This window comes from Acidimicrobiales bacterium, assembly GCA_036491125.1.
Lineage (GTDB): Bacteria > Actinomycetota > Acidimicrobiia > Acidimicrobiales > AC-9 > AC-9.
On record DASXCO010000170.1, the window covers coordinates 1 to 24,248 of the forward strand.

At 70.8% G+C, this 24,248-nt stretch carries 21 protein-coding genes; 13 read left to right on the plus strand and 8 right to left on the minus strand.

The window, feature by feature from the left end:
* Nucleotides 1-270: 270 nt before the first annotated feature.
* On the minus strand, nt 271-1,344 hold the full coding sequence (locus tag VGF64_13260; GenBank protein HEY1635723.1) for an acyl-CoA dehydrogenase family protein: 1,074 nt from the start codon (nt 1,342-1,344) through the stop codon (nt 271-273).
* A gap of 85 nt (nt 1,345-1,429) precedes the next feature.
* On the opposite strand from VGF64_13260, the gene VGF64_13265 reads away from it, so the two are divergent.
* Genes VGF64_13265 through VGF64_13280 form a run of 4 tightly spaced genes read left to right on the plus strand, consistent with a single transcriptional unit; the run spans nt 1,430 to nt 5,113 of the window.
* Nucleotides 1,430-2,614, plus strand: coding sequence for an acyl-CoA dehydrogenase family protein (locus VGF64_13265; GenBank protein HEY1635724.1), 1,185 nt, complete (start codon nt 1,430-1,432; stop codon nt 2,612-2,614).
* Nucleotides 2,615-2,659: 45 nt separating this feature from the next.
* Complete coding sequence (locus tag VGF64_13270; GenBank protein ID HEY1635725.1) at nt 2,660-3,508, plus strand: enoyl-CoA hydratase; 849 nt, start codon at nt 2,660-2,662, stop codon at nt 3,506-3,508.
* Entirely contained in the window at nt 3,508-4,695 is a 1,188-nt protein-coding gene (locus VGF64_13275; protein ID HEY1635726.1) for a CoA transferase, read from the plus strand. Before VGF64_13270 ends, VGF64_13275 begins: the two co-directional genes overlap by 1 nt.
* A gap of 34 nt (nt 4,696-4,729) precedes the next feature.
* On the plus strand, nt 4,730-5,113 hold the full coding sequence (locus VGF64_13280) for a cupin domain-containing protein (GenBank protein ID HEY1635727.1): 384 nt from the start codon (nt 4,730-4,732) through the stop codon (nt 5,111-5,113).
* A gap of 18 nt (nt 5,114-5,131) precedes the next feature.
* On the opposite strand, the gene VGF64_13285 is transcribed toward VGF64_13280, so the two are convergent.
* Nucleotides 5,132-6,880, minus strand: a complete 1,749-nt coding sequence (locus VGF64_13285) for a CoA-transferase (GenBank protein ID HEY1635728.1) — start codon at nt 6,878-6,880, stop codon at nt 5,132-5,134.
* Nucleotides 6,835-7,929: an acyl-CoA dehydrogenase family protein gene (locus VGF64_13290; protein HEY1635729.1), complete on the minus strand. Its 1,095-nt coding sequence runs from the start codon at nt 7,927-7,929 to the stop codon at nt 6,835-6,837. Before VGF64_13290 ends, VGF64_13285 begins: the two co-directional genes overlap by 46 nt.
* A gap of 44 nt (nt 7,930-7,973) precedes the next feature.
* Here VGF64_13290 and VGF64_13295 point away from each other — a divergent pair, with 44 nt between their 5' ends.
* Both VGF64_13295 and VGF64_13300 read left to right on the plus strand, forming a co-directional pair.
* On the plus strand, nt 7,974-9,176 hold the full coding sequence (locus tag VGF64_13295) for an acyl-CoA dehydrogenase family protein (GenBank protein HEY1635730.1): 1,203 nt from the start codon (nt 7,974-7,976) through the stop codon (nt 9,174-9,176).
* Between the two features lie 6 nt (nt 9,177-9,182).
* Nucleotides 9,183-10,076, plus strand: coding sequence for an LLM class F420-dependent oxidoreductase (locus VGF64_13300; GenBank protein HEY1635731.1), 894 nt, complete (start codon nt 9,183-9,185; stop codon nt 10,074-10,076).
* Here the strand turns inward: VGF64_13300 and VGF64_13305 are convergent.
* Both VGF64_13305 and VGF64_13310 read right to left on the minus strand, forming a co-directional pair.
* Complete coding sequence (locus VGF64_13305) at nt 9,976-10,539, minus strand: SRPBCC family protein (GenBank protein HEY1635732.1); 564 nt, start codon at nt 10,537-10,539, stop codon at nt 9,976-9,978. The genes VGF64_13300 and VGF64_13305 overlap by 101 nt on opposite strands.
* A gap of 20 nt (nt 10,540-10,559) precedes the next feature.
* Complete coding sequence (locus VGF64_13310) at nt 10,560-11,777, minus strand: thiolase family protein (GenBank protein ID HEY1635733.1); 1,218 nt, start codon at nt 11,775-11,777, stop codon at nt 10,560-10,562.
* 47 nt (nt 11,778-11,824) lie between these two features.
* Between VGF64_13310 and VGF64_13315 the strand changes: the two genes are divergently transcribed.
* The 3 genes from VGF64_13315 to VGF64_13325 all read left to right on the plus strand — a co-directional run bounded on the left by VGF64_13315 (nt 11,825) and on the right by VGF64_13325 (nt 16,091).
* Nucleotides 11,825-13,987, plus strand: a complete 2,163-nt coding sequence (locus tag VGF64_13315; GenBank protein ID HEY1635734.1) for an acetate--CoA ligase family protein — start codon at nt 11,825-11,827, stop codon at nt 13,985-13,987.
* A 94-nt stretch (nt 13,988-14,081) separates the two neighbouring features.
* Nucleotides 14,082-14,930, plus strand: a complete 849-nt coding sequence (locus tag VGF64_13320) for an enoyl-CoA hydratase-related protein (protein ID HEY1635735.1) — start codon at nt 14,082-14,084, stop codon at nt 14,928-14,930.
* Between the two features lie 9 nt (nt 14,931-14,939).
* A complete protein-coding gene (locus VGF64_13325; GenBank protein HEY1635736.1) occupies nt 14,940-16,091 on the plus strand; it encodes a hypothetical protein in 1,152 nt (383 codons plus the stop codon).
* Between the two features lie 10 nt (nt 16,092-16,101).
* Here the strand turns inward: VGF64_13325 and VGF64_13330 are convergent, their stop codons facing one another.
* Nucleotides 16,102-17,280 (minus strand): amidohydrolase family protein, encoded by a 1,179-nt coding sequence (locus tag VGF64_13330; GenBank protein HEY1635737.1) that lies wholly within the window; start codon nt 17,278-17,280, stop codon nt 16,102-16,104.
* Nucleotides 17,281-17,398: 118 nt separating this feature from the next.
* Here VGF64_13330 and VGF64_13335 point away from each other — a divergent pair, with 118 nt between their 5' ends.
* Nucleotides 17,399-19,723, plus strand: coding sequence for a CoA transferase (locus tag VGF64_13335; GenBank protein HEY1635738.1), 2,325 nt, complete (start codon nt 17,399-17,401; stop codon nt 19,721-19,723).
* Nucleotides 19,724-19,739: 16 nt separating this feature from the next.
* On the opposite strand, the gene VGF64_13340 is transcribed toward VGF64_13335, so the two are convergent.
* Nucleotides 19,740-20,240, minus strand: a complete 501-nt coding sequence (locus VGF64_13340; protein ID HEY1635739.1) for a MaoC family dehydratase N-terminal domain-containing protein — start codon at nt 20,238-20,240, stop codon at nt 19,740-19,742.
* A gap of 140 nt (nt 20,241-20,380) precedes the next feature.
* Here VGF64_13340 and VGF64_13345 point away from each other — a divergent pair, with 140 nt between their 5' ends.
* The 3 genes from VGF64_13345 to VGF64_13355 all read left to right on the plus strand — a co-directional run bounded on the left by VGF64_13345 (nt 20,381) and on the right by VGF64_13355 (nt 23,505).
* Complete coding sequence (locus tag VGF64_13345; protein ID HEY1635740.1) at nt 20,381-21,313, plus strand: SDR family oxidoreductase; 933 nt, start codon at nt 20,381-20,383, stop codon at nt 21,311-21,313.
* Nucleotides 21,314-21,393: 80 nt separating this feature from the next.
* Nucleotides 21,394-22,311 (plus strand): SDR family oxidoreductase, encoded by a 918-nt coding sequence (locus VGF64_13350; GenBank protein HEY1635741.1) that lies wholly within the window; start codon nt 21,394-21,396, stop codon nt 22,309-22,311.
* A 3-nt stretch (nt 22,312-22,314) separates the two neighbouring features.
* The gene (locus VGF64_13355; GenBank protein ID HEY1635742.1) at nt 22,315-23,505 is read left to right on the plus strand and encodes an acyl-CoA dehydrogenase family protein; all 1,191 of its coding nucleotides are present in this window, start codon (nt 22,315-22,317) and stop codon (nt 23,503-23,505) included.
* Between the two features lie 38 nt (nt 23,506-23,543).
* Here the strand turns inward: VGF64_13355 and VGF64_13360 are convergent, their stop codons facing one another.
* A complete protein-coding gene (locus VGF64_13360; protein ID HEY1635743.1) occupies nt 23,544-24,239 on the minus strand; it encodes a TetR/AcrR family transcriptional regulator in 696 nt (231 codons plus the stop codon).
* Between the last annotated feature and the right edge of the window lie 9 nt (nt 24,240-24,248).

Consider the following 24,248-nt stretch of genomic DNA (forward strand, 5'->3'; position numbering starts at 1 on the left):
GCGGACTCGGCGCGAGCGGCCACGGGCCGTGTCATCGGGAGCGTCACCGTCCGGCAGGCGGCGCCCCAACCTCCACTCGGTGAAGACTCCGGGCAACGAGAACCCGGCCAGCAGGCCGATCACGCCCACCAGCACCACCACCCTGACCACGGCGCTCACCGGCGATCGCGCTCCCCAAGTCACGTGCACTACGGCCCGATTCCCCGGTGCTTACCCTTCGCGCACGAACCACAACCGGATTGCCCCGGGCGATCGCGCTGCCGACTCCCCCTAGACGACGCTCCCTCCGGACTCGACCCGGGACCGCAGCAACCGGGCCAGCCGCTCGCGATGGAAGGCGGCGTCGCCGAAGCTGACCTGGTCGAGCTGGGCGCGCTTCAGGAAGAGGTGCAGATCGTGCTCCCAGGTGAAGCCGATGCCACCGTGCACCTGCAGACACGACGCCATCACCCTGGGCCCGGCATCGGAGCACCAGACCTTGGCCGCCGAGGCGGCGACCGCGGCGTCGGGATCACCGGCGGAGATGCACCACGCGCCGTGGTAGACGCTCGAGCGCATGCCCTCGACATCGACCAGCATGTCGGCACACCGGTGCTTGACCGCCTGGAAGCTGCCGATGGGTCGGCCGAACTGGACCCGGTCCTTGGCGTGCTCGACGGCCAGCTCCAGGGCCCGACCCGCACCCCCGAGCATCTCGGCGCCGTGGGCGACGGCCCCGCGGTCGATCATCGTCTCCACCGCATCGGGTCCCCCGAGTCGGACCGCCGGCACGTCCTCCAGCTGGACCCAACCGAGCTCCCGCGTCAGGTCCATCGCCGGCTGGCGACCCGGGCGACAGTCGGCGGGAGCTTCGGCACCGATGAGGGTGGAAACGCCGTCGTCGTCCCTGATGCAGGCCACGATCACGTCCGCCGAGGGTGCGAACAGCACCGGGGCGCGCGGCTCCCAGACCACGGCGCCGATCGCCTCGCCGCTCACCAACGCCTGCACCCAGCGCTCGGCCCAGGCGACGCCAGAAGCCGAGGCCCGGGCCAGAGCACCGATGGCCAGCAGGCTCGAGAGAAAGGGCGCCGGCGCCAGGTGGCGGCCGACCTCCTCCAGGAGGACGGCGGCCTCGACCGGTCCCAGGCCCAGACCCCCCTGGGTCTCCGGCACCTCGACACCCATCCAGCCCTGGTCGGCCATCGCCTTCCACAGACCGTCGTCGAACCCGCCGCCTCGGTCGACCACCGACCTGACCCGAGGCGGTGACGACAGGTCGTCGAGCAGCCCCCGAGCGGCCTGGCGCAGCGCGAGCTGATCATCCGACAGCTCGAAATCCATGGCCAGAGTGTCGAGGGTCACGGACCGGGCCGTCAACGTGACGGCCGGCGGCACCGGGCCGTGAACGGGCCCGCCCCCAGACCCCCTCGCCTACCATCGACCCTCAGTGAACCTGTCCCCTACCCCTTCCGAGGTGGAGTTCCGCGCCGAGCTGCGCGAGTGGCTGCACGACAACCTCCCCTGGGAGTACGGCACCGGGCTGCCGCCCCACTTCGAGAACCTGGCCGAGGAGGTCGCGTTCCTGCGGCGATGGCAGGCCAGCCTGGCCGCGGGACGGTGGATCGGCGTGTCCTGGCCGCCTGAGCTCGGGGGGCGGGGCACGGGCCCGGCCGAGCACTACATCGTGCAGGAAGAGCTGGCGCGGGCCCGAGCGCCCGAGCTGGTGGGACGCATCGGCATCAACCTGGTGGGGCCCACGCTGCTCGCCCACGGCACGCCCGAACAGCAGCGACGCTGGCTGTCCCGCATCCTGACGGCCGAGGAGCTGTGGTGCCAGCTCTTCAGCGAGCCGGGGGCGGGCAGCGACCTGGCCTCCCTGTCGACACGCGCCGAGCCGGCCGACGACGGCTGGCTGCTGACCGGGGAGAAGGTGTGGACCTCCTACGCCCAGTTCGCCAACTGGGGCGTGTGCCTGGCTCGCACCGACCCGGCGGCACCCAAGCACCGCGGCATCTCCTACCTGGTGGTCGACATGCGCTCACCGGGGGTCGAGGTGACACCGCTCGTGCAGCTGACCGGGGAGGCCGAGTTCAACCAGGTCTTCCTCAGTGACGTCTTCGTCCCACGGGCACAGCTGATCGGCGAGGAGAACCGGGGTTGGCAGGTGGCGAGCTCCACCCTGTCCCACGAGCGGGGCACCAGCCCGCGCCAGCTCGTGATCCACACCCAGCTGCTGGCGGAGCTGCTCCGCCTGGCGGCCGACTCGGGGGCCTACGACAACCCCCGGCTACGACCCCGGCTGGCGCAGGCGTTTGTCGAGCTGCGCCTCTTCCAGCTCCATAACTGGCGCACGCTGTCGCGGCTGGAGAAGGGACTCGAGCCGGGGCCCGAGGGCAGCCTGCTCAAGCTGTACTGGAGCGAGATGAGCCAGCGCCTGCACGACCTGGCCATGGCCGTCCTCGGCCCCGCCTCGTCACTGGGCCGCGGCGCCCGGGACAACCCGGGAGACGGGAGCTGGCAGCGCTCGTGGCTCTACTACCACGCAGCCTCGATCTTCGCCGGCACCAACGAGATCCAGCGCAACATCATCGCCGAGCGCGTCCTCGGCTTGCCGAGAGAACCGGTGGCCTGAGTGGTGCGCGCAGCTGGTGAGCAAGCGCTGAGAAGGAGGTAGGACATGGACCTGGCGACGGTCCTCTACGAGGTCGACGGACCGGTGGCGACGATCACCATGAACCGGCCCGAGGTGGCCAACGCCCAGGACACGGCGCTCATCGACGACTTGGACGCCGCCTTCGACGCCGCCGACGCCGACGACGCGGTGCGCGTCGTGATCCTCGCCGGTGCCGGCCGCCATTTCTCCTCAGGCCACGACCTCAAGGCGCTCGTGGGCCAGAGCGAGCCCGACGAGTGGGTGCGGATGCGGGAGACCCCGGAAGGAAAGCGCCGCCACGAGCAGGTCATGTACTTCGACCGGTGCGTGAAGATCTACCACTTCCGCAAGCCGACGATCGCCGCCGTCCACGGCAGCTGCATCGCCGCCGGCCTGATGCTGGCGTGCATGTGCGACCTCATCGTGGCCGCCGATGATGCGGTGTTCCAGAACCCCGTCCTGCGCATGACTGGCGCCGGGGTCGAGCTCCTCGTCGAGCCGTGGGAGCTCGGCATCCGCAAGGCGAAGGAGTTCCTCCTCACCGGGGACCGGATCGACGCCGCCGAGGCGTGGCGCCTGGGGATGGTCAACCGGGTCGTGCCGACCGACACGCTCGTGGAGGCGACGAGGGAGATGGCGGACAAGATCGCGCTCGTCCCTCCGGTGACCGCTCAGGTGGTGAAGGACTCGATCAACCACACCTTCGAGCTCATGGGCAAGGAGCAGGCCTGGAAGTACCACTTCATCGCCCATCACTGGATGCACAACACGGCGACGGCCCAGGGGGCGCTGGCCGAGCGCCAGAGCAAGGGCTCCATGAAGGACGTGTTCGCCGATCGCGACCGGGGCGACGTGCCCACGTCGGGCCAGTAGTGCCGGGGCCCCTGGAGGGCCTGCGGGTGATCGACGTTGGTACGCGCCTCGCTGCCCCCTTCTGCGCCGGGCTTCTCGGCGAGATGGGTGCGGACGTGGTCAAGGTCGAGCAGCCCTCGGGCGGGGACTTCATGCGCACCATCGGGCCCTTCGAGGACGGCTACTCGCTCTTCTGGGCGGTCGAGGGCCGTGGCCGCCGAAGTGCGACGCTCGATCTGCGCCAGCCCCGGGGACAGGAGCTGTTCCGCCGGCTGGCGGCGCACGCCGACGTGGTGTGCGAGAACTTCCGTCCCGGGACGATGGAGGGATGGCACATCGGGCCGGCGGACCTCGATCCCCGGCTGGTGATGGTACGCATCAGCGTGTTCGGCCAGGACGGGCCCAAGGCGCAGCGGCCTGGTCTCGATCGCATGGGCATCGGCTACGGCGGACTGATGCACCTCACCGGCTACCCGGACAGCCCGCCCGTGCGGCCGGGGGTCACGGTGTCCGACTACTTGACCGGAGCCTTCTGCGCTCACGCCGCGGTCGCCGCGCTCTACGCCCGCGACGCCCGCCGCCAGGGCACGGGCGCGGTGATCGACGCCTCGTTGTACGGCTCGATCCTGCGCATCCTCGAATGGACCATCGCCGCCTACGACCGGCTGGGCATGGTGCGCCAGCGCGAGGGCAACCGCCTGGCCAACTCGGCACCGCTCGACAACTATCCGACGGCCGACGGCAGCTACATGTGCATCGTCGCCGGTTCGGACGCCAACTTCGCCCGCTTGTGTGGGGCCATGGGCCGACCCGATCTCGTCGAGGATCCGAGGTTCACGACGCTCGCCGAGCGAGCGGCGAACGCGGATCTCATCAACGGCATCGTGGCCGAGTGGACCTCGTCCCGGCCGGCGGCCGAGGTGGAGAGGATGTGCGTCGAGGCCGATGTCCCGGTCGCCAGCGCGTACAGCGTGGCCGACATCGTCGCCGACGAGCAGGTGGCGGCGCGCGGTGACCTCGTCACCGTCGACGATCCGGTGGTGGGCGCGGTCCGCCAACAGGCTCCGTTCCCCCGGGTGGTCGGGACGCCCGCGGTCGTGCCAACGGGCGCGCCCCGCCTCGGCGAGCACAACCGGGAGATCTGGTGCGAGCTCGTCGGCCTGTCCGAGGGCGAGCTCGCCGAGCTCGAAACGAGCGGCGTCGTGTGAGACTGTCCCCGATCGCCGCAGAGGAGGCCGGTACATGGATGTCAGATCGATCGTCGACGTGGCGCCGGAAGTCGAGCACAACGGCACGGTTCCGGTGTGGTGGCTCGTCCGTCCCCAGGAGATGAAGGAGATCACCGACGGTGGCTATCTCGAGCTGGTGAACGAGTTCGAGGTCGCGGGCGGCGGCGCCGTGTATCCCCACACGCACCCGACCCACGAGTTCTACTACGTCACCTCGGGCCGGGGCATCATGACCATCGAGGGAGACGAGGCGGAGATCGCCCAGGGCGACCTCGTGCACATACGGCCCGACGCCGTGCACAGCCTGAAGCCCGTGAGCGACAATGCCTCGATCCACTGCTTCTGCTTCGCCGTCGGGGTCAAGGGCGCCGGACCGATCGACTACACCACGCACTGAGCGCGAAGAGGAGCGCCCTCAGCCGCGCGCGCGGAGAAACCAGCCGTGCGGATCCCACGACCGGAGGGCGAGGATCTCCTCATCGGTCGGAGGTGGGAGCTCGGCCACATCGTCTGCGACCTCGAGGCCCCAGCCGCATGCAGCCCGGGCCGCCTCGATCCGGTCTCGCACCGGCGTCGGCCCCGACGCCACTGCGGTCAGCACGAGCTCGTCGCCGCCCGCCTTCTCCAGCAGCCCGAGATCCGTGGCCACGGCGCTGACCCGATCGCCGGGCGAGGTCACGTAGCCGAGCTTCTCCGGCGTCCTCGCCGGGCTCAACGTGGCCACGATCACGGCGTCGGAGCAGCCGCTGGCCACGTCGTTGCCCCCGCCCGAGCCCACAAGGAACGGGCCGCCGGGGATCATCGTCGAGTTGATGCTCCCCCACCGATCGAACTGGGCGGCGCCCAGGCAGGCCACCGTCGTCGTCTCAGCTCCACCGACCAGCATCCCCAGCACCGTCGAGGTGTCCGCCGCCATGGTCGCGGTCGGGAAGTTGCGGTGGTTGAAGACGTAGGGGTCGGCGGGTCGGGGCTCGTAGCCCCACAGCCCCAGCTCAGCGACGAGCTGGACACCCGAACCGGCCTCCCGGGCCTGGGCCACCCCGAGCCAGGCAGCCAGGTTCGCCACGCCGGCGCCGGCCAGCACGGCGTGCGCCTCCTTCGCCCGCACGGACTGGGCGATCCGGCGGGCACCGTGGACGGCGGCCACCTCCCAGCCGTTGGGCGGCGCCGACGAATCGGGAGAAGCGGCGTCGCGCTCCACCTTCCACGACGAGGGATCGGCCTTGCGGCGCAGCGCGGCGATGCGTTCGTCGCCGAGCCGGGCCAGGTACTCCTGCTGAGTGGCGGGCTCACGCACCCAGTGGCGGATCCAGTCGTCGAACTGATCGCCACGCGACGCCGCCCGCGCCTCCACCCAGAACTCGTAGTCCTCGCCGTAGCCGTCGACGGGCAGATTCGGGGCGTAGAGCCCGCCGGGGTGGGCGCCCATCGGGGTCTCGGCCACGGCCAGGACGCGGTGGGCAGGCAGCAGCACGAGATGGGCCCAGGGCCGGATGTCGTCGACGATCCGCTCGACCGTCACCACCGCTCCCCGCCTGGCGGCCAGCGCGCCCCAGACGCCCTCGAGAAGCGGCGGGTTGAGGGCGACGTTGCCATCACGGTCGGCCACGACCCCGTGAAGGAGGGCCACGTCAGGTACCAGCGGAGCGAGCACACCAATCTCGCCAAACGGTGAGCTCACCCTGGCATACCCGTCGTTGCTAGCCATCGATGATCCGCCGAGGGACCGGGTCACCACCGCCGGAAGCCCGCGCGCCGCGCACTCCAGGCGCTGGGCAAAGGTGAGGAACGACCAGTGCTCGACCTCCACTTCGCCGCTGGCGTAGGCGCGGGCGAAGACGGGGTTCGGGGTGAAGTTCGGGAAGGTGTCGCCCGAGTACCCGGTGATCACCTTGCGCACGAGTCCGCCGCGGAACAGCACCGCCCCCAGGCTCGACAAGCTCAGCATGCACACCGTGAAGCCGGGATCCCGGCCCCAGAAGTGGCGGGCCAGCGCCCGGGTGGCGGCTGTCCAGCGACTGTGGCCCACCATCACGTGGACGACGTCGCCGGGCACGACGTTGTCGGCGACCGCCCGCTCGAGGTCCACGAGCTTCGACCCGCCGGCTGTCACGACGATCAGCCGGAGGCGAGCATCAGGTCGGCCAGCCGTCGGCGCTGCCACGCCTGGTGACCGAAGAGGAGATCGTTCTGCTTGACGCGGCGATAGAAGAGGTGGGCGTCCACGTCCCAGGTGAATCCCATCCCGCCGTGGATCTGAATGTCCTCCTCGGTGATGAACACCGAGGCCTCCCCGACGTAGCCCTTGGTCATGGCCACGGCCATCTCCCGCTGAGGATCATCGACGTCAGATGCCCACGCGGTGTACAGGATCCCCACCCGGGCCAGCTCCAGCTGGTGCAGCATGTCCACGGCCTTGTGCCTGATGACCTGGAACCGCGCGATGGGCCGGTCGAACTGCACCCGGTGCTGGGCGTAGTCCACCGCCTCGCGGAAGGCCTGATCGCAGGCGCCCACGGTCTCCGCCGCCAGGGCGACGGTGGAGTCGTCGAGAATCCGTCGCAGCAGGCTGGTCTGGTCGCCTTCCGGACCCAAGCGCCGGGCGGGCGTCTCGTGGAGCGACAGCCGGGCGACCTTCCGGGTCACGTCGAGGGTCGGGACGAGCTCCGCCGCCGGCTCTTCGACGAGGAACGCGGCGAGGCCTCCCTCCCCGTGGGCGACGACGATCGCCCAGTCGGCCGTGTGGCCGTCGACGACGATGGGCTTGACCCCGTCGAGCACCCACCGGCCGCCCGACCGCGCGGCCGTCGTCGTCAGTCCGAACAGGGGATCACCCTGGCCCAGCTCCTCGACGGCGAGCGTCCCCCGTGCCTCGCCGGCGGCCAGCCCCGGCAGCAGGTCCGTCGCCCCGAGCGCGGCTGCGGCGGACGTCGCCATGACCGCCGAGGAGAGATACGGGCCCGGGAACAGCGCCTTGCCCATCTCCTCCTGGACGACGACCAGGTCCACGAGGCCGAGCCCCAACCCGCCGTGGGCCTCGGGGACGAGCAATCCCAGCCAGCCCAGATCGGCCAGCTTCGCCCACAGGTCGTCGGTGAAGCCGCGCCCGTCGTCGATCATGCGTCGCACGTAGGCCATCGGCGCCTCGGCGCCGAGCGTCGTCGCCACTGCGTCGCGCAGCGCCTCCTGCTCGGCCGAGAGGGCGAAGTCCACGCTCGGAAGACTAACGCCCGTGTCAGGTTCTAGGATCGGCGTCCGTGGATTTCGCCTTCACGCCCGAGGACGACGCCTTCCGGGCCGAGCTGCGGGCGTGGCTCGAACAGCACCTCGCCGAGTTCCGGGAGGGAGAGCAGGAGGGTGCCCGGAGCGACAGCGCCGCCCTCATGTCCACCATGGAGCGGCGGCGGGCATGGCAACGCCGGCTCAACGAGGGGCGGTGGGCGGCGATCAACTGGCCGACCGAGTGGGGCGGGCGCGAAGCCACGATCATGCAGAACGTCATCTACTCCGAGGAGATGGCGCGGGCCCGCACGCCCGGGATCTACAACGCCAACGGGATCTGGCAGATCGGTCCCATGATCATCCGGTGGGGTACCGACGAGCAGCAACAGCGGTGGCTACCGGGCATCCTCTCGGCCGACGAGCACTGGTGCCAGGGCTTCTCGGAGCCCGAGGCCGGCAGCGACCTGGCCAACCTGCGCTGCGCGGCGACGCGAGACGGTGACGAGTACATCCTCGAGGGGCGCAAGATCTGGATCTCCACGGCCCACATCGCCCAGTGGGGTCTCTTCCTCGTGCGCACCGATCCCACCGCCATCCAGCGCAAGGCGAAGCACGAGGGCATCACGGCTCTCGTCGTCGACATGCGGGCGCCCGGCATCGAGTGCCAACCGCTGCGCGATATCACCGGCGACGCCATGTTCAACGAGGTGACCTTCACCGGCGCGCCGGTCCCGGTGGCCTACCGCCTGGGCGAGGAGGGCCAGGGGTGGCAGGTCGCGATGGGGACCCTCGGACACGAGCGGGTGGGCACCTCCGGCCTGTCCATCACGCTGGCGACCGAGCTCGAGCGGCTGATCGCCACGACCCGCAAGCACAACCCGGCGGCCCTCGACGATCCGTCGATCAAGGACCGCCTGGCCCGGGCCTGGACCCAGATCACGCTCACCCGTCTGCTCAACTATCGGGCCCTCTCGAAGGTCCTGAAGGGCGAGAGGACCTGGCCCGAGGTCCCGCTGGCCAAGCTGCAGTGGAGCAGCCTGTCCCAGACGCTGGCCGAGCTCGGCTGCGACATGCTGGGCCCGGCGGGCATCCTCGCCCGCGGGGGAGCCGACACCGTCGACAACGGGCACTGGACCCACCAGTACTGCTGGCAGCGCTACACGTCGATCGGCGCCGGCACCACCGAGGTGCAGAAGAACATCCTCGCCGACCGCGCCATCCAGTTGCCCCGTCACTGAGCACCCGTGCGGTTCGGGCTCGTCACCCCGGTCGTCACGCTCAATCCACGCGTCCACAACTCCTGGGAGGAGACCGCAGGTCTCGAGGCGGTCGCAGCCGTGGCCGACGCGGCGGACCGGCTCGGCTATCACCATGTGACCTGCAGCGAGCACGTGGCCGTGCCGACCGACGCGGTGGCCCGCCGGGGCGGACGGTACTGGGATCCTCTCGCCACCTTCGGTTACCTGGCCGCCGGGACCACCCGGCTGCGCCTCGCCACTCATGTGCTCGTGCTCGGCTACCACCACCCTCTCGACATCGCCAAGCGTTACGGCACGCTCGATCTGGTCAGCGGGGGGCGGCTGGTGCTGGGCGTGGGCGTGGGCACGCTGGCCGAGGAGTTCGAGCTCCTCGGCGCCGAGCTGGAGGGCCGGGGCGCCCGCGCCGACGATGCGATCCGCGCCCTGCGCGCCTCGCTGTCACGTCGGGAGCCGGTCTACCAGGGCGATCACTTTCGCTACGACGGCTTCGTCATCGATCCCTGTGCCCTGCAGGAGCGGGTGCCGATCTGGATCGGGGGCCGCACGGCGCGATCGCTGCGCCGGGCCGTCGAGCTCGGCGACGGCTGGGTACCGTTCGGCGTGGGCGAGGGTGACCTGGCGGCCATGCTGGCCCGGGCCCGCCAGTCGGCAGCCTGGACGGACCGGTCTACGCCGCTCGAGCTCGTCCTCCACCCCGAGCCACCTCTCGATCCGGGCGCCGCGCCCGAGCAGGCGCGCGAGGTGGTCGCCCGCTACGAGCAGCTCGGAGCGACCGTTCTCAACCTCCGCCTCCAGCACCGCTCTCTTGCACACTGCCTGGAGCAGCTCGAGGCGATGGTCGAGGCTGTCCCGCCTGAGCATGGCCCGCCTTCTCCCTGAGGGCGCGAACACCGGCCTCGATGGCCGAGGCCAGGTGGCGGTCGTTGCCCTTCGAGATGCGGTCGTGCACCCGGCGTTCCAACAGCGCGCGCAGTACCGGGTTGAAGGCGTGATACGTCTCACGAAAGTGGATGCGCGTGCGACCATCGCCCAGGTCCTCGAGGCGGGTCCAGCCACTGGCCTTGGACCACAGCGGCTTGCCCACGGCGTCGTAGCGCCACGAGACGCCGGGCTCCATCTCGCTGATCCACTCCCACGAGACGCCGGCGCCACCGGACAAGAGGTACCCCGGAACCGGGAAGGTGCAGTGACGGACCAGGCCCAGCCCGTGCTCGTCACCGGGAAGGAGGATCTCGATGGTGACGTCGCCATGGCGGCGTCGCCCGGAGCGGTGGGACCAGAAGACCCGCCACACCTCCGCCGGGGTGGCCTCGACCTCGATCGAGAAGCTGTGGTCCTGCACGGGAAGGCCCCGCGCCCCTCTCAGCCCAGCCGCTCGATGACGGTGGCGTTGGCCTGACCGCCGCCCTCGCACATCGTCTGGAAGCCGAAGCGCCCGCCGATCGACTCCAGCTGGTTGAGCAGTGTGGTCATGAGCCGCACCCCGCTGGCCCCCAGCGGGTGGCCGATGGCAATGGCCCCGCCCCTCGGGTTGAGCCGTTCGAGCTCCTCGGGGTGGGACCCGGGCCCCGCCGCCTCGGGGAGGAACTCACGGGCCCACATGAGAGCGATGGCCGCAAAGGCCTCGTTGCACTCCACGGCGTCGAAGTCGCCGATCGTCATGTTCGATCGGGACAGCAGCTTGCGGGTGGCCGGGTTGGGGGCCGACAGGACCAGGATCGGGTCCTCGGCCGCCACGACGAAGTGCACCAGCCGGGCCCTCACCGGCAGGCCCAGCCGGTCGGCCGCCTGGCGGCTGGTGATCAGCATGGCCGCGGCCCCGTCGGACATCTGCGAGGAGTTGCCGGCGGTGATGTCGGGCGCCAGCGACGGATCCCAGCTGGCCGCGCTCGGAAGGCCGGCCAGCTTCTCCATCGAGGTGTCGTGCCGTATTCCCTCGTCGGCCTCGAGCACGGCGCCGGTGGGCCGGCCCTCCTCGTCCTTGACGGGCACGGCCACGAGCTCCCGGGCAACCTGGCCGGCCTCGGTCGCCCTTGCCGCCCTCCGGTGGCTCTCCAGGGCGAAGGCGTCCATATCCTCCCGGCTGATCTTCCACTGGTCGGCGAGGATCTGGGCCACCTCGAACTGCGTCTTGAGCTGGTTGTCGATCACGGCCATGAAGTCGCCGCTGAAGGGGCCCTTGCCGCCCTTGGCGTTGGAGGCCAGCGGCGTCCTCGTCATCGATTCGACACCACAGGCCACGGCGACGTCGTAGGCGCCGGCCATCACTCCCTGTGCGGCGAAGTGCACCGCTTGCTGGGACGACCCGCACTGGCGGTCGACCGACGTGGCCGGAACGTGCCACGGCAGGCCCGCACCGACCCAGGCGTTGCGGGTCACGTTCGTGCTCTGCTCCCCGACCTGGGTCACACAGCCCCCGACGACGTCGTCGACGATCCCGGGGTCGACACCCGAGCGCTCGACGAGGCCGCTGAGCACGTGGCCGAGCAGGTCAGCCGGATGCCAGCCAGAGAGGGCGCCGTTGCGCTTGCCGATGGGCGTACGCACGGCGTCGACGATCACCGCCTCCCGGGTCTCCATCAGCGTGCCTCCTCCCGGCCGAAACTGACATGATAGTCAGCAACCGCATGCCCCGGACCGCCCGACACCCGACAGCCATACGCCTCGACGTGACCGGGCGCCCGGTCGAGTCGCGCTCGGTCGACCTCGACACGTTCTTCCACCCTCGGAGCGTCGCCGTGGTCGGGGCGTCGGACACGCCCGGCCGCCCCAACACGGTCATGACCCGGAAGATCCGGGATTGGGCCGAGCAGGCCGGCGCCTCCATCTATCCCGTCAACCCCAACCGGACCGAGGTCGACGGGCTGCCCAGCGTCGCCAGCGTCCTCGACGTCCCCGTGGACGTCGACCTGGCGGCCATCCTGGTGGGCGAGGCGGTCGACGCCCTCGAGGAAGCTGTCGAGAAGAAGGCACGGTTCGCGGTCATCTTCGCCGCCGGCTTCGCCGAGGTGGGCGGCGAGGGCACGCGGCTGCAGGCGCGCCTCGCGAAGCTGGTGCGGTCAGGCGAGCTCCACCTGCTGGGACCGAACACCAACCTCAACGCCTTCGAGACCTTCCGTGACGACCTGCAGCCGCCGAAGATCGCCCTCATCACCCAGAGCGGACACCAGGGTCGTCCAATCTTCCAGGGCCAGGAGCTTGGCATCGCCCTCTCGCACTGGGCGCCGACCGGCAACGAGGTCGACCTCGAGGTCGCCGACTTCATCCGCTACTTCGCCGATCAGGAAGAGGTTGGCGTCATCGCCGCCTATGTCGAGGGCTTCAAGGACGGACGGACTCTCATGCTGGCGGCGGATCACGCCGCCAGTCGGGGGGTCCCCATCGTCGTGGTCAAGGTGGGCCGGACCGAAGAGGGCAGGTCGATGGCGATGGCCCACACCGGACACCTGGCAGGATCCGACGCTGTCATCTCGGCCGCGCTGCGCCAGATGGGTGTGGTCCGGGTCGATGGCCTCGACGAGCTGCTCGACACCTCGGCCATGCTGGCCCGGGCCAAGCCGCCATCACGGTCCGGGGGCGCGGCGTCGGTCGGCGTCTGCGTGTACTCCATCTCGGGCGGGACGGGGGCCCACATGGCCGACCTGGTGGCCACGGCCGGGCTCCGACTTCCGACCCTCGCCGCGGCCACCCAGCAACAGCTGCGCCAGTGGATCCCGTCGTACCTGAGGGTCTCCAACCCGGTCGACAACGGGGGACATCCGGCGAGCGACTGGCGCGGGCGCAAGATCCTCGACGCCATCGTGGCCGATCCCCATGTCGACGTTGTCATCTGTCCCATCACCGGCGCCGTGGCCTCGATGAGCAGCCGTCTGGCCCGGGACCTGGTGGACGTGGCCGCAGCTACGGACAAGCCCGTGTGTGTGGTGTGGGGCTCTCCCATCGAGGACGATGTCGCCTACAAGGAGATCCTCCTCGGCTCCCAGGTCCCGGTGTTCCGAACGTTCGCCAACTGTGTGCGGGCGGTGAGGTCCTACGTCGACTACCACGAATTTCGCCAGCGACATGTGTCGCCGTTCTCGCGGCCCGCGATGAAGCCCTCGGCCGCGGCGCGCCGGGCCCGACCGCACCTGCAGCCCGGGCGGGCCCTCTCCGAGCACCTGTCCAAGGCCGTCCTCTCCGACTACGGCATCCCCGTCACGCGCGAGGCGCTGGTGACCAGCGCCGCGCAGGCCACCCGGGCCGCCGCCGAGCTGGGGCCGCGGGTGGTCATGAAGATCAGCTCGCCCGACCTCGCCCACAAGGCCGACCTCGGGCTCGTGGAGGTGGGTGTTGCGGGGGCGGGCGAAGTCCGGGCCACCTACGGTCGCCTGCTCGAGCGGGCCCGAGCGGCTGCGCCCGCGGCCGTTCTCGACGGGGTGCTCGTGTCGGAGCTGGTGACCGACGGGACAGAGACCGTCCTCGGCGTCACCGACGACGAGCTTTTCGGGCCGACCGTGATGCTCGGGATCGGCGGGATCTTCGTCGAGGTCCTGCACGACGTCACCTTCCGGGTGCCACCCTTCGACCGGGCCGAGGCCCGCCGGATGGTGACCGAGCTCAAGGGTTCGGCCCTCCTGACCGGTGCGCGCGGCCGGCCACCGGCCGATGTCGGTGCCCTGGTGGATGTCATGATGCGGCTCCAGCGACTGGCGGTCGACCTCGCCGGCGAGGTCGCCGAGTTGGACATCAACCCCCTCGTCGTGAGACCAAAGGGTGCGGTAGCCGTGGACGCGCTGGTCGTGTGCAAGTAACCCGGCCCGGGAGGCCGGTCAAGGAGGCAGCGCGCGCCGAGCGCCCCGAGAGAGAAGGCCGGCCGGGGAGGCCGGCCCACGGAACAGGAGAGGCATGAGCGAGGACGAGCGGCCGGTCGACGAGCTGGTGCGCTACCAGGTCGACAAGGGCGTGGCCCGCATCACCATCGACCGAGCGGAGGCGGGAAACGCCCTCACCACGCCCATGCGAGACCGGCTGGCCGAGCTCTTCGAGTCGGTCTCGGGCACGCTGGCCGTGCGGGCGGTGCTGCTCTCGGGGACGGGCCGTGCCTTCTGCACCGGCGCCGATCTGCGGGGACCCCGGGTCCAGGCGCCTCCGATCCCGGGCAACGAGCCACCGCCCGGCGCGCCTGAGCGCTCGACCGGTGACGGCGCCCGCACGATCCGCAAGGGATGGCAGCGCCTGATCGCCGCCATCCTGGACGCCGAGAAGCCGGTCGTGTGCGCGCTGAACGGGACGGCCGCCGGCGGCGGCGCCCACCTCGCCCTGGCCTGCGACCTGATCGTCATGGCCGAGGAGGCCCGCCTCATCGAGGTGTTCGTGCGGCGGGGCATCATTCCCGACGCCGGTGGCTGCTTCATCCTCCCCCGCATCGTGGGCGTGCAGCGGGCCAAGGAGATCATGTTCTTCGGCGACGACGTCGACGCAGCCACGGCCGAGCGAATCGGCCTGGTCAACGCGGTCGTGCCCACCGCCGAGCTGGACAAGACGGCGAGCCAGTGGGTGGAGCGCTTGGCGGCGGGGCCCACCAAAGCCGTCGGCCTCACCAAGTGGCTGCTCAACCGATCGCTGGACTCGGACCGGCTGACCGCCTTCCAGGAGGAGTCGTGGGCCCAGGAGGCGGCCAGCGGCACCGAGGACTCCAAGGAAGGGGTGGCCAGCTTCATCGAGCGCCGCCCGGCGGAGTTCAAGGGCTGGTAGGGCTCGCCTGTGTTGAAAGATCGGGCCGCCATCGTCGGCATCGGCCAGACCGCGTTCGCCAAGTCGCTCCCCGACTCCGAGCTCTCCATGGCCTGCCAGGCCATCACGGCGGCCCTCGACGACGCGGGCATCCGCCCGTCAGACGTCGACGCCCTGTCCTCCTACGCCATGGAGGCCAACGTGGAGGTGGAGGTCGCCCGCAACGTCGGCCTCGGCGACATCACCTACTTCAGCCAGGTCGGCTACGGCGGGGGCGCCGGGTGCGCCGTGGTGGGTCACGCGGCCATGGCGGTCACCAGCGGCCAGGCCGAGGTGGCCGTGGCATGGCGCTCGCGCAAGCGGGGCGCCGCCGCCAGTCGTCCCTGGTCCCAGGTCTCGCGGCGGGTGTCCGGCCCCGGCCAGTGGTCTCGACCCTGGGGGCTGCTCCGTCCGGTCGACGAGATCGCCATGCTGGCCCGGCGCTACATGTACGAGCACGGGGCGACGCGGGACCACCTGGCCAACGTGGCCCTCGCTTTCCGCAAGCACGCCAACCGCAACCCGGCCGCAACCATGCGCGACAAGACCATGAGTCGCGAGGACTACATGGCCGCCCGATGGGTGTCGGAGCCTCTGTGCCTGTTCGACAACTGCCTGGAGACCGACGGGGCCGTGGCCTGCGTCGTCGTGCCGGCCGAGCGTGCGGCCGACCTTCGCCAGCCGCCCGTCTACATCCACGCCTTCGGCCAGGGTCTCAACACCCAGCATCAGACGATGACCAACTACCACCGGGACGACCCGCTCACCGGTCCCGCCTGGGCGTGCAGCCGGGTGCTCTGGCGCAACGCCGACGTCGGGCCCGCGGACGTCGACGTGGCCCAGCTCTACGACGCCTTCAGTCCGTTGATCCCGTTGTCGCTGGAGGGTTACGGGTTCTGCAAGCGAGGCGAAGGCGGCGACTTCACCAACGACGGCAACATCGAGTGGCCCGATGGTGACCTCCCGGTGAACACCTCCGGCGGCGGCATGTCCGAGGCCTACGTCCACGGCTTCAACCTGATCGCCGAGGGCGTGCGCCAGATGCGAGGCAGCTCCACCTCACAGGTCGCGGGGGCGGAGACCTGCCTGGTCACGAGCGGCGAAGGCGTGCCGACCAGCGCCCTCCTGCTGCGCCGGGCCTAGCCCCTCGGCGTCACTCGCCCAGGCCGAAGATGCGGGCCGCGTTGGCGCCCACGATGCGACGGCGCTCGTCCCGGTCGATGCTCGACATCATCGAGTCGATCGTCATCCGCGAGTACGGCCAGTCGTTGCCGTGATGGGGGTAATCGGACGACCACATCATGTTGTCGACCCCGACGCCGTAGCGGTTCTCCACCCCGTTGCGGTCCGTGATGAAGGTAGCCGACATGTTGCGGAACCAGTAGAAGCTGGGCGGCTCCTTGATGGGGATGTTGCCCCACGACCGGTTGCGCCAGTAGCGATCGTCGATCTGCTCGAGGAAGTGGGGGATCCACCCCACGCCGGTCTCGATCATGGCCACGTGCAGATCGGGGAAGCGCTCGAAGGTGCCGGTGAAGATCAGCTGGCCGATCGTGCTGGGCACGGTGGAGAACACGCTCCCGAGCCCGGCCACGGCCTTGGCGTTGGCCTTGGCCGCCTTGCCGCCGTAGATGCCGCCGCCGCCCTTGGAGGCGGCCGCCTCCGCCGCCCGCCGCTGGCTCTGACGGGCGCGCCGTGACGCCAGATTGATGTGGATGCACACGGGGATACGCTCGTCGGAGGCGGCCGACCAGAAGGGGTCGTCGGCGTCGGAGATCGAGTCGCCCCCCGAGGGCCAGCACGACGTGACGACACCCTTGAAGCCGCGGGCCTTGGCCTTGCGCAGGGCGTCGACCGCGTCGTCGATCCCCGTGGAGGGCATCTGCGCCATCCCGATCAACCGGTCCCGGTCGGGCGCGCAGAACTCCTCCCACAAGAAGTTGTTGTAGGCCGCGATGCCGGCCAGGACGAAGGCGTCGTCGTCGTCGCCGAGGAAGTGGCCGACAGTGCGTTGAGGCGGGAACAGGATCTCGGCGTCGACGCCGTCGATGTCCATGTCGGCCAGCCGCTCGGCCCCGACGTAGCAGCCCCGCCTGGCGTCCTCGTAGGTGACGCCGGTCCAGCGGAACTCGTCGAAGGGCTTCCCCGGCGTCGACACGAGGCCAATCGGATCAGGGTCGGCGCCGCCCGCGAACTGCCAGGCGTCGCCACCGTCGACGTCCTTGACCAGCCTCGGCGCCTTGTCCTGGAGCTCCTTTGGCAGCCAGTTCCGCCAGATGTCAGGAGGTTCGAGGATGTGGCAGTCGCCGTCGACGATGTCGTAGTCGGCCATGATCGGTGACGTCCTCCCGGATCGACGACCTCGCCCTTGCAGTCTTGCAGCGAGGATCCCCACCAAGTGTCGGTCTGCCTGACGCACGTGTCAACTTTCTGCGCCTATCGTGGCGTCCATGGCCGAGCGTCTGCTGGACGGGATCCGGGTGGTCGACCTGGCCGCCGCGCCAGCCCAGATGACGGGGCGGATCCTCGCCGATCTGGGCGCCGAGGTGGTCAAAGTCGAGCCCCCGTCGGGGGACCCGGCGCGCGCCGAGCCCGTCCGCTTCACGGCGTGGAACGCCGGGAAGGCCTCCCTCGTCCTCGGCCCCGACGACACCGAGCTCTCCCAGCTGCTCCGACGCGCCGACGTGGTCATCGAGACGCCCGGATGGCTGGGCGGTCCGTCGCTCGACCGGGGACTGGCACCGTCGGCCGTCTGGGTCAGCATCACGCCTTTCGGCCTGCACGGACCGCGAGCCGGGTGGTTGGCGAGCGACCTGGGCATCATGGCCGCCAGCGGCAACATGTACGCCACCGGGGACGGTGACCGGCCCCCGGTGCGCTGCACCCAGCCGTCCGGCTACGCCCACCTCGGCGCCGAGGCGGCCATGGCGGCCCTCACCGCTCTGGCGTCGGGTCGGCCCCAGCTGGTCGACGTCGCCGGTCAGGAGGCGGTGATGGCGGCCGACATGTGCGCGCCGGCGACGTTTGTGCGGAGTGGCGCGCGTGGCGCCCGTCGTGGCGCCAACATCGGCCGCAGCCGGGAGATCTGGCCCTGCCGTGACGGCTTCGTGTCGTTCGGGTTACGCGGTGGCAAGGCGCGGGTGCCGAGCCTCCAGACGCTCACCAGGCTGGTCACCGAGGCGGGCCTGGCAACTCCGGCGCTCACCGAACGGGACTGGACGACCTTCTCGCACGTCACCGCCACGGACGAGGAGCTGGCGGCCATCCAGGCGCCGGTCGCGGCCTACTTCGCCGGCCGCACCATGGCCGAGCTGTACGAGATCGCGTGCGAGACCAATCTCATGCTCGCCCCGGCCAACACCCCGCCCCAGATCTACGACAGCGCCCAGCTCAAGGCCCGGGAGATGTTCGGAGCAGTGGGGACCGACGAACGGTTCCCGATGCGGTTCGTCCTGGCCGGGAGACCCGATGGCGCCGCAATCCCAGCGACGGCTCGGGGTCCTGCGCCGGCCGAGCCCGGCGCGGGTCGTCGACCCGATTGGCCCGAGCGCCGGTCGCCGGTGCCGGCCCAGGGCCACGAGCCGGCGTGGGCGGGGACGAAGATCCTCGAGCTGGGCTCGGGCGCCGCCGGTCCCATCGCCACGCGGTACTTCGCCGAGCACGGCGCCACCGTGATCCGCATCGAGTCCCCCAGCCGGCCCGACTTCCTGCGGGTCTACGCGCTCGGGCCCGACAATCCCCACGGGCTCGAGGGCTCGACGCTGTTCGACGGGCTCAACCCGGGCAAGCTCAGCGTCACCTTGAACCTGAAGCACCCCGATGGCCTCGCGCTGGCCCGCCGTCTGGTGGCCTGGTCGGACGCGGTCGCCGAGAACTTCGCTCCGAAGGCCATGCGCGCCTTCGGGCTGGACTACGGGCGCCTGGCCGCCGATCGCCCTGACCTGGTCATGGTCAGCGCCTGCCTCAACGGCCAGACCGGCCCCCACCGGGACTACCCCGGCTTCGGCGGACAAGGGGCCGCCCTGTCGGGCTACAACGCCCTCACCGGGTGGCCCGACCGCGAGCCGGTGGGGCCCTTCGGCACCATCACCGACTCGCTCTCGCCCCGCTTCGTGGCGACGGCCCTGGCTGCGGGGCTGTTGTATCGGCGCCGCACCGGTCGCGGCGTCTACCTCGACGTGTCGCAGGTGGAGGCGGCCGTCTACACCCTGTCGCCCTGGCTGCTCGAGTATGCCGACACCGGCGTGGTCACCGAGCGTGACGGCAACCGGTCGGCACGGTCGGTCCCCCATGGCGCCTTCCCGTGCCTCGGTGACGACCGCTGGGTCGCCCTGGCCGCCTGGGACGACGGCGGGTGGGCCCGGCTAGCCGACCTCATCGGCGTGCAGGACCCCTCCTTGGCGACGCTTCAAGCTCGCCTGAGCCGCGTGGACGAGGTGGAGGCCGCCGTGGCGCGGTGGACGACCCGGCGGGCGGTCGACGAGGTGGTCGACACCCTCCAGGGGATGGGCATCGAGGCGGTGCCGGTGCAGGACTTCGGCGACGTGGTGGCCGACCCTCAGCTCACCGCCCGCGGGCACTTCGTCACCCTGACCCATCCGGCAATGGGCGAGGGCGTCTACGAGCGCAACGGCTTCCGCCTGAGCGATGCCTCATCGGGCTACACCCGCACCGGGCCCACCCTCGGCCAGGACAACGACCACGTGCTGCGGGAGATCCTCGGGCTCAGCACGGGAGAGATCGACAAGCTGGCCGCCGACGGCGCCCTCGACTGAGAGCGGCCCGGTCGGCTCAGGCCGAACGGTGGATGAGGTTCATCCTCGAGGTGAGCACCGGCTCGCCCGTCCGCTCGTCGGTGTAGCGGGTCTCGGAGACGAGGAAGGTCATCGTCTTCCCCCTGCTCTCCTTCTCGTAGACGTCGGTGATGCGCCCCTCGCTCGCCAGGACGTCGCCGACCACGACCGGGCGGTGGTACTCGAACTCCTGCTCGCCGTGCAGCACCAGGCCACCCTTGGCCATCAGCCCGCCGATCACCTTCATGACAGCGCCACCGTCCGCCTCGGGATCCGGCGGCGGCTGGTTCTCCGGGAAGGTGCCCCAATGCGCCATGGCGAACCCGAACGTCGGCGGGGCCGGGATCGAATCGAACCCGGCGTCGACCGCGATCCGCACGTTCTGGTACACGGGGTTCTCGTCCTTCACCGCCTTGGCGAAGTTCGAGACCGGTCCACGCTCCACGGCGAGGCGAGAGGACCCGGTCTTCTTCCCGATGACGCTCGTGTCAACTGCCATGCCGTGACGGTAGGGGCCGCCCCGCGCCCGCCGCAAGCCCGCCGCGAGCCCGGTGATCAAAGTCGGACCAGGTTGCTCACCTTCGGGGACCCGCCTACGTTTGTGACGTACGCGTCAGGTTTGAGCCGGAGGGTTTCGTGATGCCGCTGCTCGAGGACAAGGTCGCCATCGTCACCGGTGCTGGCCACGGGGTAGGGCGCGGTGAGGCGCTCGAGCTCGCTGCCGAGGGGGCCCGGGTGGTCGTCAACGACCTGGGTGGCTCGGTGGGCGGTGGGGGCGCCGACAAGCGCCCGGCGGAGGAGGTCGCCGAGCTCATCCGCCGCCGAGGCGGCGACGCGGCGGTCAACTACGACGACGTCGCCGACTGGAATGGCGCCGCCAGCCTCGTCCAGCAGGCGGTGGACACCTTTGGCCGGCTCGACGTGCTGGTCAACAACGCCGGCATCCTCAGGGACAAGATGATGTTCTCGATGAGCGAGGACGACTTCGACTCGGTCATCAGGGTCCATCTCAAGGGCACCTTCGCGACCACCCACCACGCCTCGGTGTACTGGCGGGAGCAGTCGAAGGCGGGATCCCAGCCGCGGGCGGCCGTCGTCAACACGGTCTCCAGCGCCGGCCTCCAGGGCAACGTGGGCCAGGCCAACTACGGCGCGGCCAAGGCCGGCATCGCCTCCCTCACCATCATCACCAGCCTCGAGCTCGCTCGCTACGGCGTCCGGGCCAATGCCATCGCCCCGGGCGGGATGACCCGGATGTCGGGGGCGGTCGTGAAGGACATGGAGCTCAAGGAGCCGGAGGAGTACGAGGAGTTCGACCCCATGAACCCGGGCAACTCGGCGCCCATGGTCGCCTGGCTCGCGTCGGACGAGGCCCTGCACGTGACCGGCCAGGTGTTCCGGGCGGTGGGATCGACGATCACCCACTACGTCCCCTGGACGCTCGGCGAGGGCATCGACACCCCGGGAGAGCCGACCAAGTGGAGCCCGGATGGCATAGGCCCGGCCCTCAACGCGTCGGTCTTCCATTCCCGCCATCCCGGGCTCCAGATGGGTCGGGCGCGAGGCAGATAGCCTCAGGGCGGCCGGCCCGGGAGGCCGGCCCAGATGACGAGGCCGGCCCGGGAGGCCGGCCCACGAGACAGGGAGGACGAGTGGGCCTGCTCGACGGGAAAGTAGCGATCGTCACCGGCGCTGGTCGGGGTATCGGCCGGGCCGAGGCGCTACTGCTGGCATCCGAGGGCGCCAGCGTGGTCGTCAACGACCTCGGCGGCGACTGGACCGGCGAGGGCAAGGACGACCGTCCGGCCCAACAGGTGGTCGACGACGTGGAGGCGGCCGGCGGCACCGCGGTCGCCAACTACGACGACGTTGCCAGCTGGAAGGGCGCCGAGAGCCTCGTCCAGCAGGCAGTGGACACCTACGGCGCCCTCGACGTGCTGGTGAACAACGCCGGCATCCTCAGGGACAAGATGTCGTTCAACATGACCGAGGACGATTGGGACGCGGTCATCAAGGTGCATCTCAAGGGCCACTTCTGCCCGTCCCGCGTCGCCGCCGCCCATTGGCGCCAGCGCTCCAAGGAGGCCGGCGCCCCGGTCGGGGCCGCCATCGTCAACACGTCGTCCGAGTCCGGCCTCTACGGCAACGCCGGCCAGCTGAACTACGCGGCCGCCAAGGCGGGCATCGCCGCCATGACGATCGTGCTGGCGCGCGAGCTCGAGCGCGTCGGCGTGCGGGTCAACGCCATCGCACCCGTCGCCCGGACCCGGCTCACCGAGTCACTCGGGGGCGGCTTCATGGAGCAGAAGGAAGGGGACTTCGATCGCTTCGCGCCGGACAACGTCGCCCCGGTCGTGGCCTGGCTCGCCTCCGACCTCGCAGCCGGTGTCTCGGGCCAGGTCGTGAAGGTCCAGGGCGGCGTGCTCCAGCTGGTCGAGGGCTGGCGTCCCGTCACCCAGGTCAAGGCGGACAAGCCCTGGACCGTCGACGCCGTCGACGAGGCCCGCTCTGCCCTCTTCGCCCGCTCCGAGCCCGGAGTGCCGCCGTTCATGTTCGACGTGGAGGGCTAGCCCGTGCGCCTGGCGTGGGGGCCCGAGGTCGACGAGTTCCGCGCTGAGCTGGTCGGCTTCCTCGAGCAGCACGCTCCCCCCGAGGCCAAGGCCCTCAAGAACGCCGGCACCCTGTCGGACAGCGGCGACGACGATGGGGCGTCGATCATCCCCGACTGGGCGCGGCGCTGGCAGGCGACGCTGTTCGACCACGGCTGGATGGTCCCCGGGTACCCGCCCCACCTGGGGGGCCGTAACGCCACACCCGTGCAGACGCTGGTCTACCTGCAGGAGCTCGCGGCGCGGGGCATCCCCCGCTCGGTGCACTTCCCCGGCTACGCAATCGTGGCGCCGAGCCTCCTCGAGTTCGGGAACGAGGACCAGCGCCGACTGGCGCCCGCCGCCATCCGGGGTGACGACGTGTGGTGCATCGGTATGAGCGAGCCCAACGCCGGCTCCGACCTCGCCGGCCTCCAGACCCGAGCCGTGCTCGACGGCGACGCCTTCATCGTCAACGGCCAGAAGGTCTGGACGTCCTACGCCATGGTGGCCGAGCGCTGCTTCTGCTACGTCCGAACCGACCCCACCGCGCCACGGCACAAGGGCATCAGCGTGCTCATCATCGACATGGCGACACCAGGGATCGAGGTCAGGCCGCTCCGGCAGTTCTCGGGGGCCGCCCATTTCGCCGAGGTCTTCTTCACCGATGTGCTCGTGCCCGCAACCAACCTCGTCGGCGAGGTCAACGACGGGTGGCGCATCACGATGGGATCACTGGCCCACGAGCGCGGCGGGCTGTGGGTCCAGTCGGTGTCGCTCGTCGAGTCCAATCTGGACGACCTCGTCTCCCTCTGCCGGCGTCGGGGGCTGACGGCCGACGCAGGCGTCAGGCGGCGACTGGCCGAGGCCTACGAGCAGGTGTCGAGCCTACGGGCGCTCGGCTACAAGGGCTTCACCAGCTTCGCCAGTACCAGCTCGGCGCCCGAGCACTCCTACCTCAAGCTCGCCACCTCGGAGCTGGGCAAGTCTCTCTACGAGCTGGGCACGGAGCTCCTCGGCCCCGACGGCGTGGTCGTCGACGCCGAGCGCGGCGAGGAGGGAGGCCGCTGGGTGCGGGGCTTCTTCCTGAGCTTCGCCAACACCATCGCCGGCGGCAGCTCGGAGATCCAGCGCAACATCATCGCCCAGCGGGTCCTCGGCCTCCCGAGGAGCTGAGCAGCGAGAGGTCTGTCAGCGCGGCGAGGCCGGCTCGCTCAGCGGCGACCGGCGGCCGCCCGGCGTCCCGGGCGCCCGCCGAATATCCCGGTGTGCAGCACCGCCGTCAGTGTGTCCACGGCGGCATCGTCGTCGACGGGTACGGCGCGGGACGTCACGAAGTAGTTGACGCGCTCGAGCATGCCGATGAAGGCGAACGCCGCGGGCTCGGGATCCACGCCCGGCGGGCGCGACGCCTCGCCGATCCGGTGGGTCAGCTTGGAGGTGATCGTGCGCAACGAGCGCTGCCCCAATCGGGCGAGGGCCGGATCCGACACCTGGCTCTCGTTCCACGCCCGGACGACCGGCCCATAGCGGCGGTACACCTCGACGAAATGCTGCACCCATGCCCGCAGCTGGGCCCGCCCATCGGCGCCGGGTCCAACGGGGCCGAGCGCGTCCGCCAGCGCCTCCATCTCGGTGGCGCACTCCTTGGCCAGCGCCGCCAGCAGATCCTCCTTGCTGGCGAAGTACAGATAGAAGGTCCCGTGCGAGGTGTCGGCCATGCGCACGATGTCGTCGACCCTCGTCGCCGCGTACCCGATCGTCTCGAAGGCTCTCAGCCCGGCGTCGAGCAGCCGGACCACCGTGCGCCGACCCTGGGCCCGCAGGTCGCGCTGTTGCGCCGGTGTGCCGCCAGGGCGGACGCCCGCCTTTCGCCGTGGAGTCTGTCGATCCGGATAGTCTGACGTCACATCACCCGT

Bases quoted from the DNA above. Each gene is read 5' to 3' on its own strand.
- VGF64_13270 (HEY1635725.1), top strand. From the start codon at position 2,660: ATGGACCTGGCGACGGTCCTCTACGAGGTCGACGGACCGGTGGCGACG.
- VGF64_13280 (HEY1635727.1), top strand. From the start codon at position 4,730: ATGGATGTCAGATCGATCGTCGACGTGGCGCCGGAAGTCGAGCACAAC.
- VGF64_13310 (HEY1635733.1), bottom strand. From the start codon at position 11,777: ATGGAGACCCGGGAGGCGGTGATCGTCGACGCCGTGCGTACGCCCATC.
- VGF64_13315 (HEY1635734.1), top strand. From the start codon at position 11,825: ATGCCCCGGACCGCCCGACACCCGACAGCCATACGCCTCGACGTGACC.
- VGF64_13320 (HEY1635735.1), top strand. From the start codon at position 14,082: ATGAGCGAGGACGAGCGGCCGGTCGACGAGCTGGTGCGCTACCAGGTC.
- VGF64_13330 (HEY1635737.1), bottom strand. From the start codon at position 17,280: ATGGCCGACTACGACATCGTCGACGGCGACTGCCACATCCTCGAACCT.
- VGF64_13335 (HEY1635738.1), top strand. From the start codon at position 17,399: ATGGCCGAGCGTCTGCTGGACGGGATCCGGGTGGTCGACCTGGCCGCC.
- VGF64_13340 (HEY1635739.1), bottom strand. From the start codon at position 20,240: ATGGCAGTTGACACGAGCGTCATCGGGAAGAAGACCGGGTCCTCTCGC.
- VGF64_13345 (HEY1635740.1), top strand. From the start codon at position 20,381: ATGCCGCTGCTCGAGGACAAGGTCGCCATCGTCACCGGTGCTGGCCAC.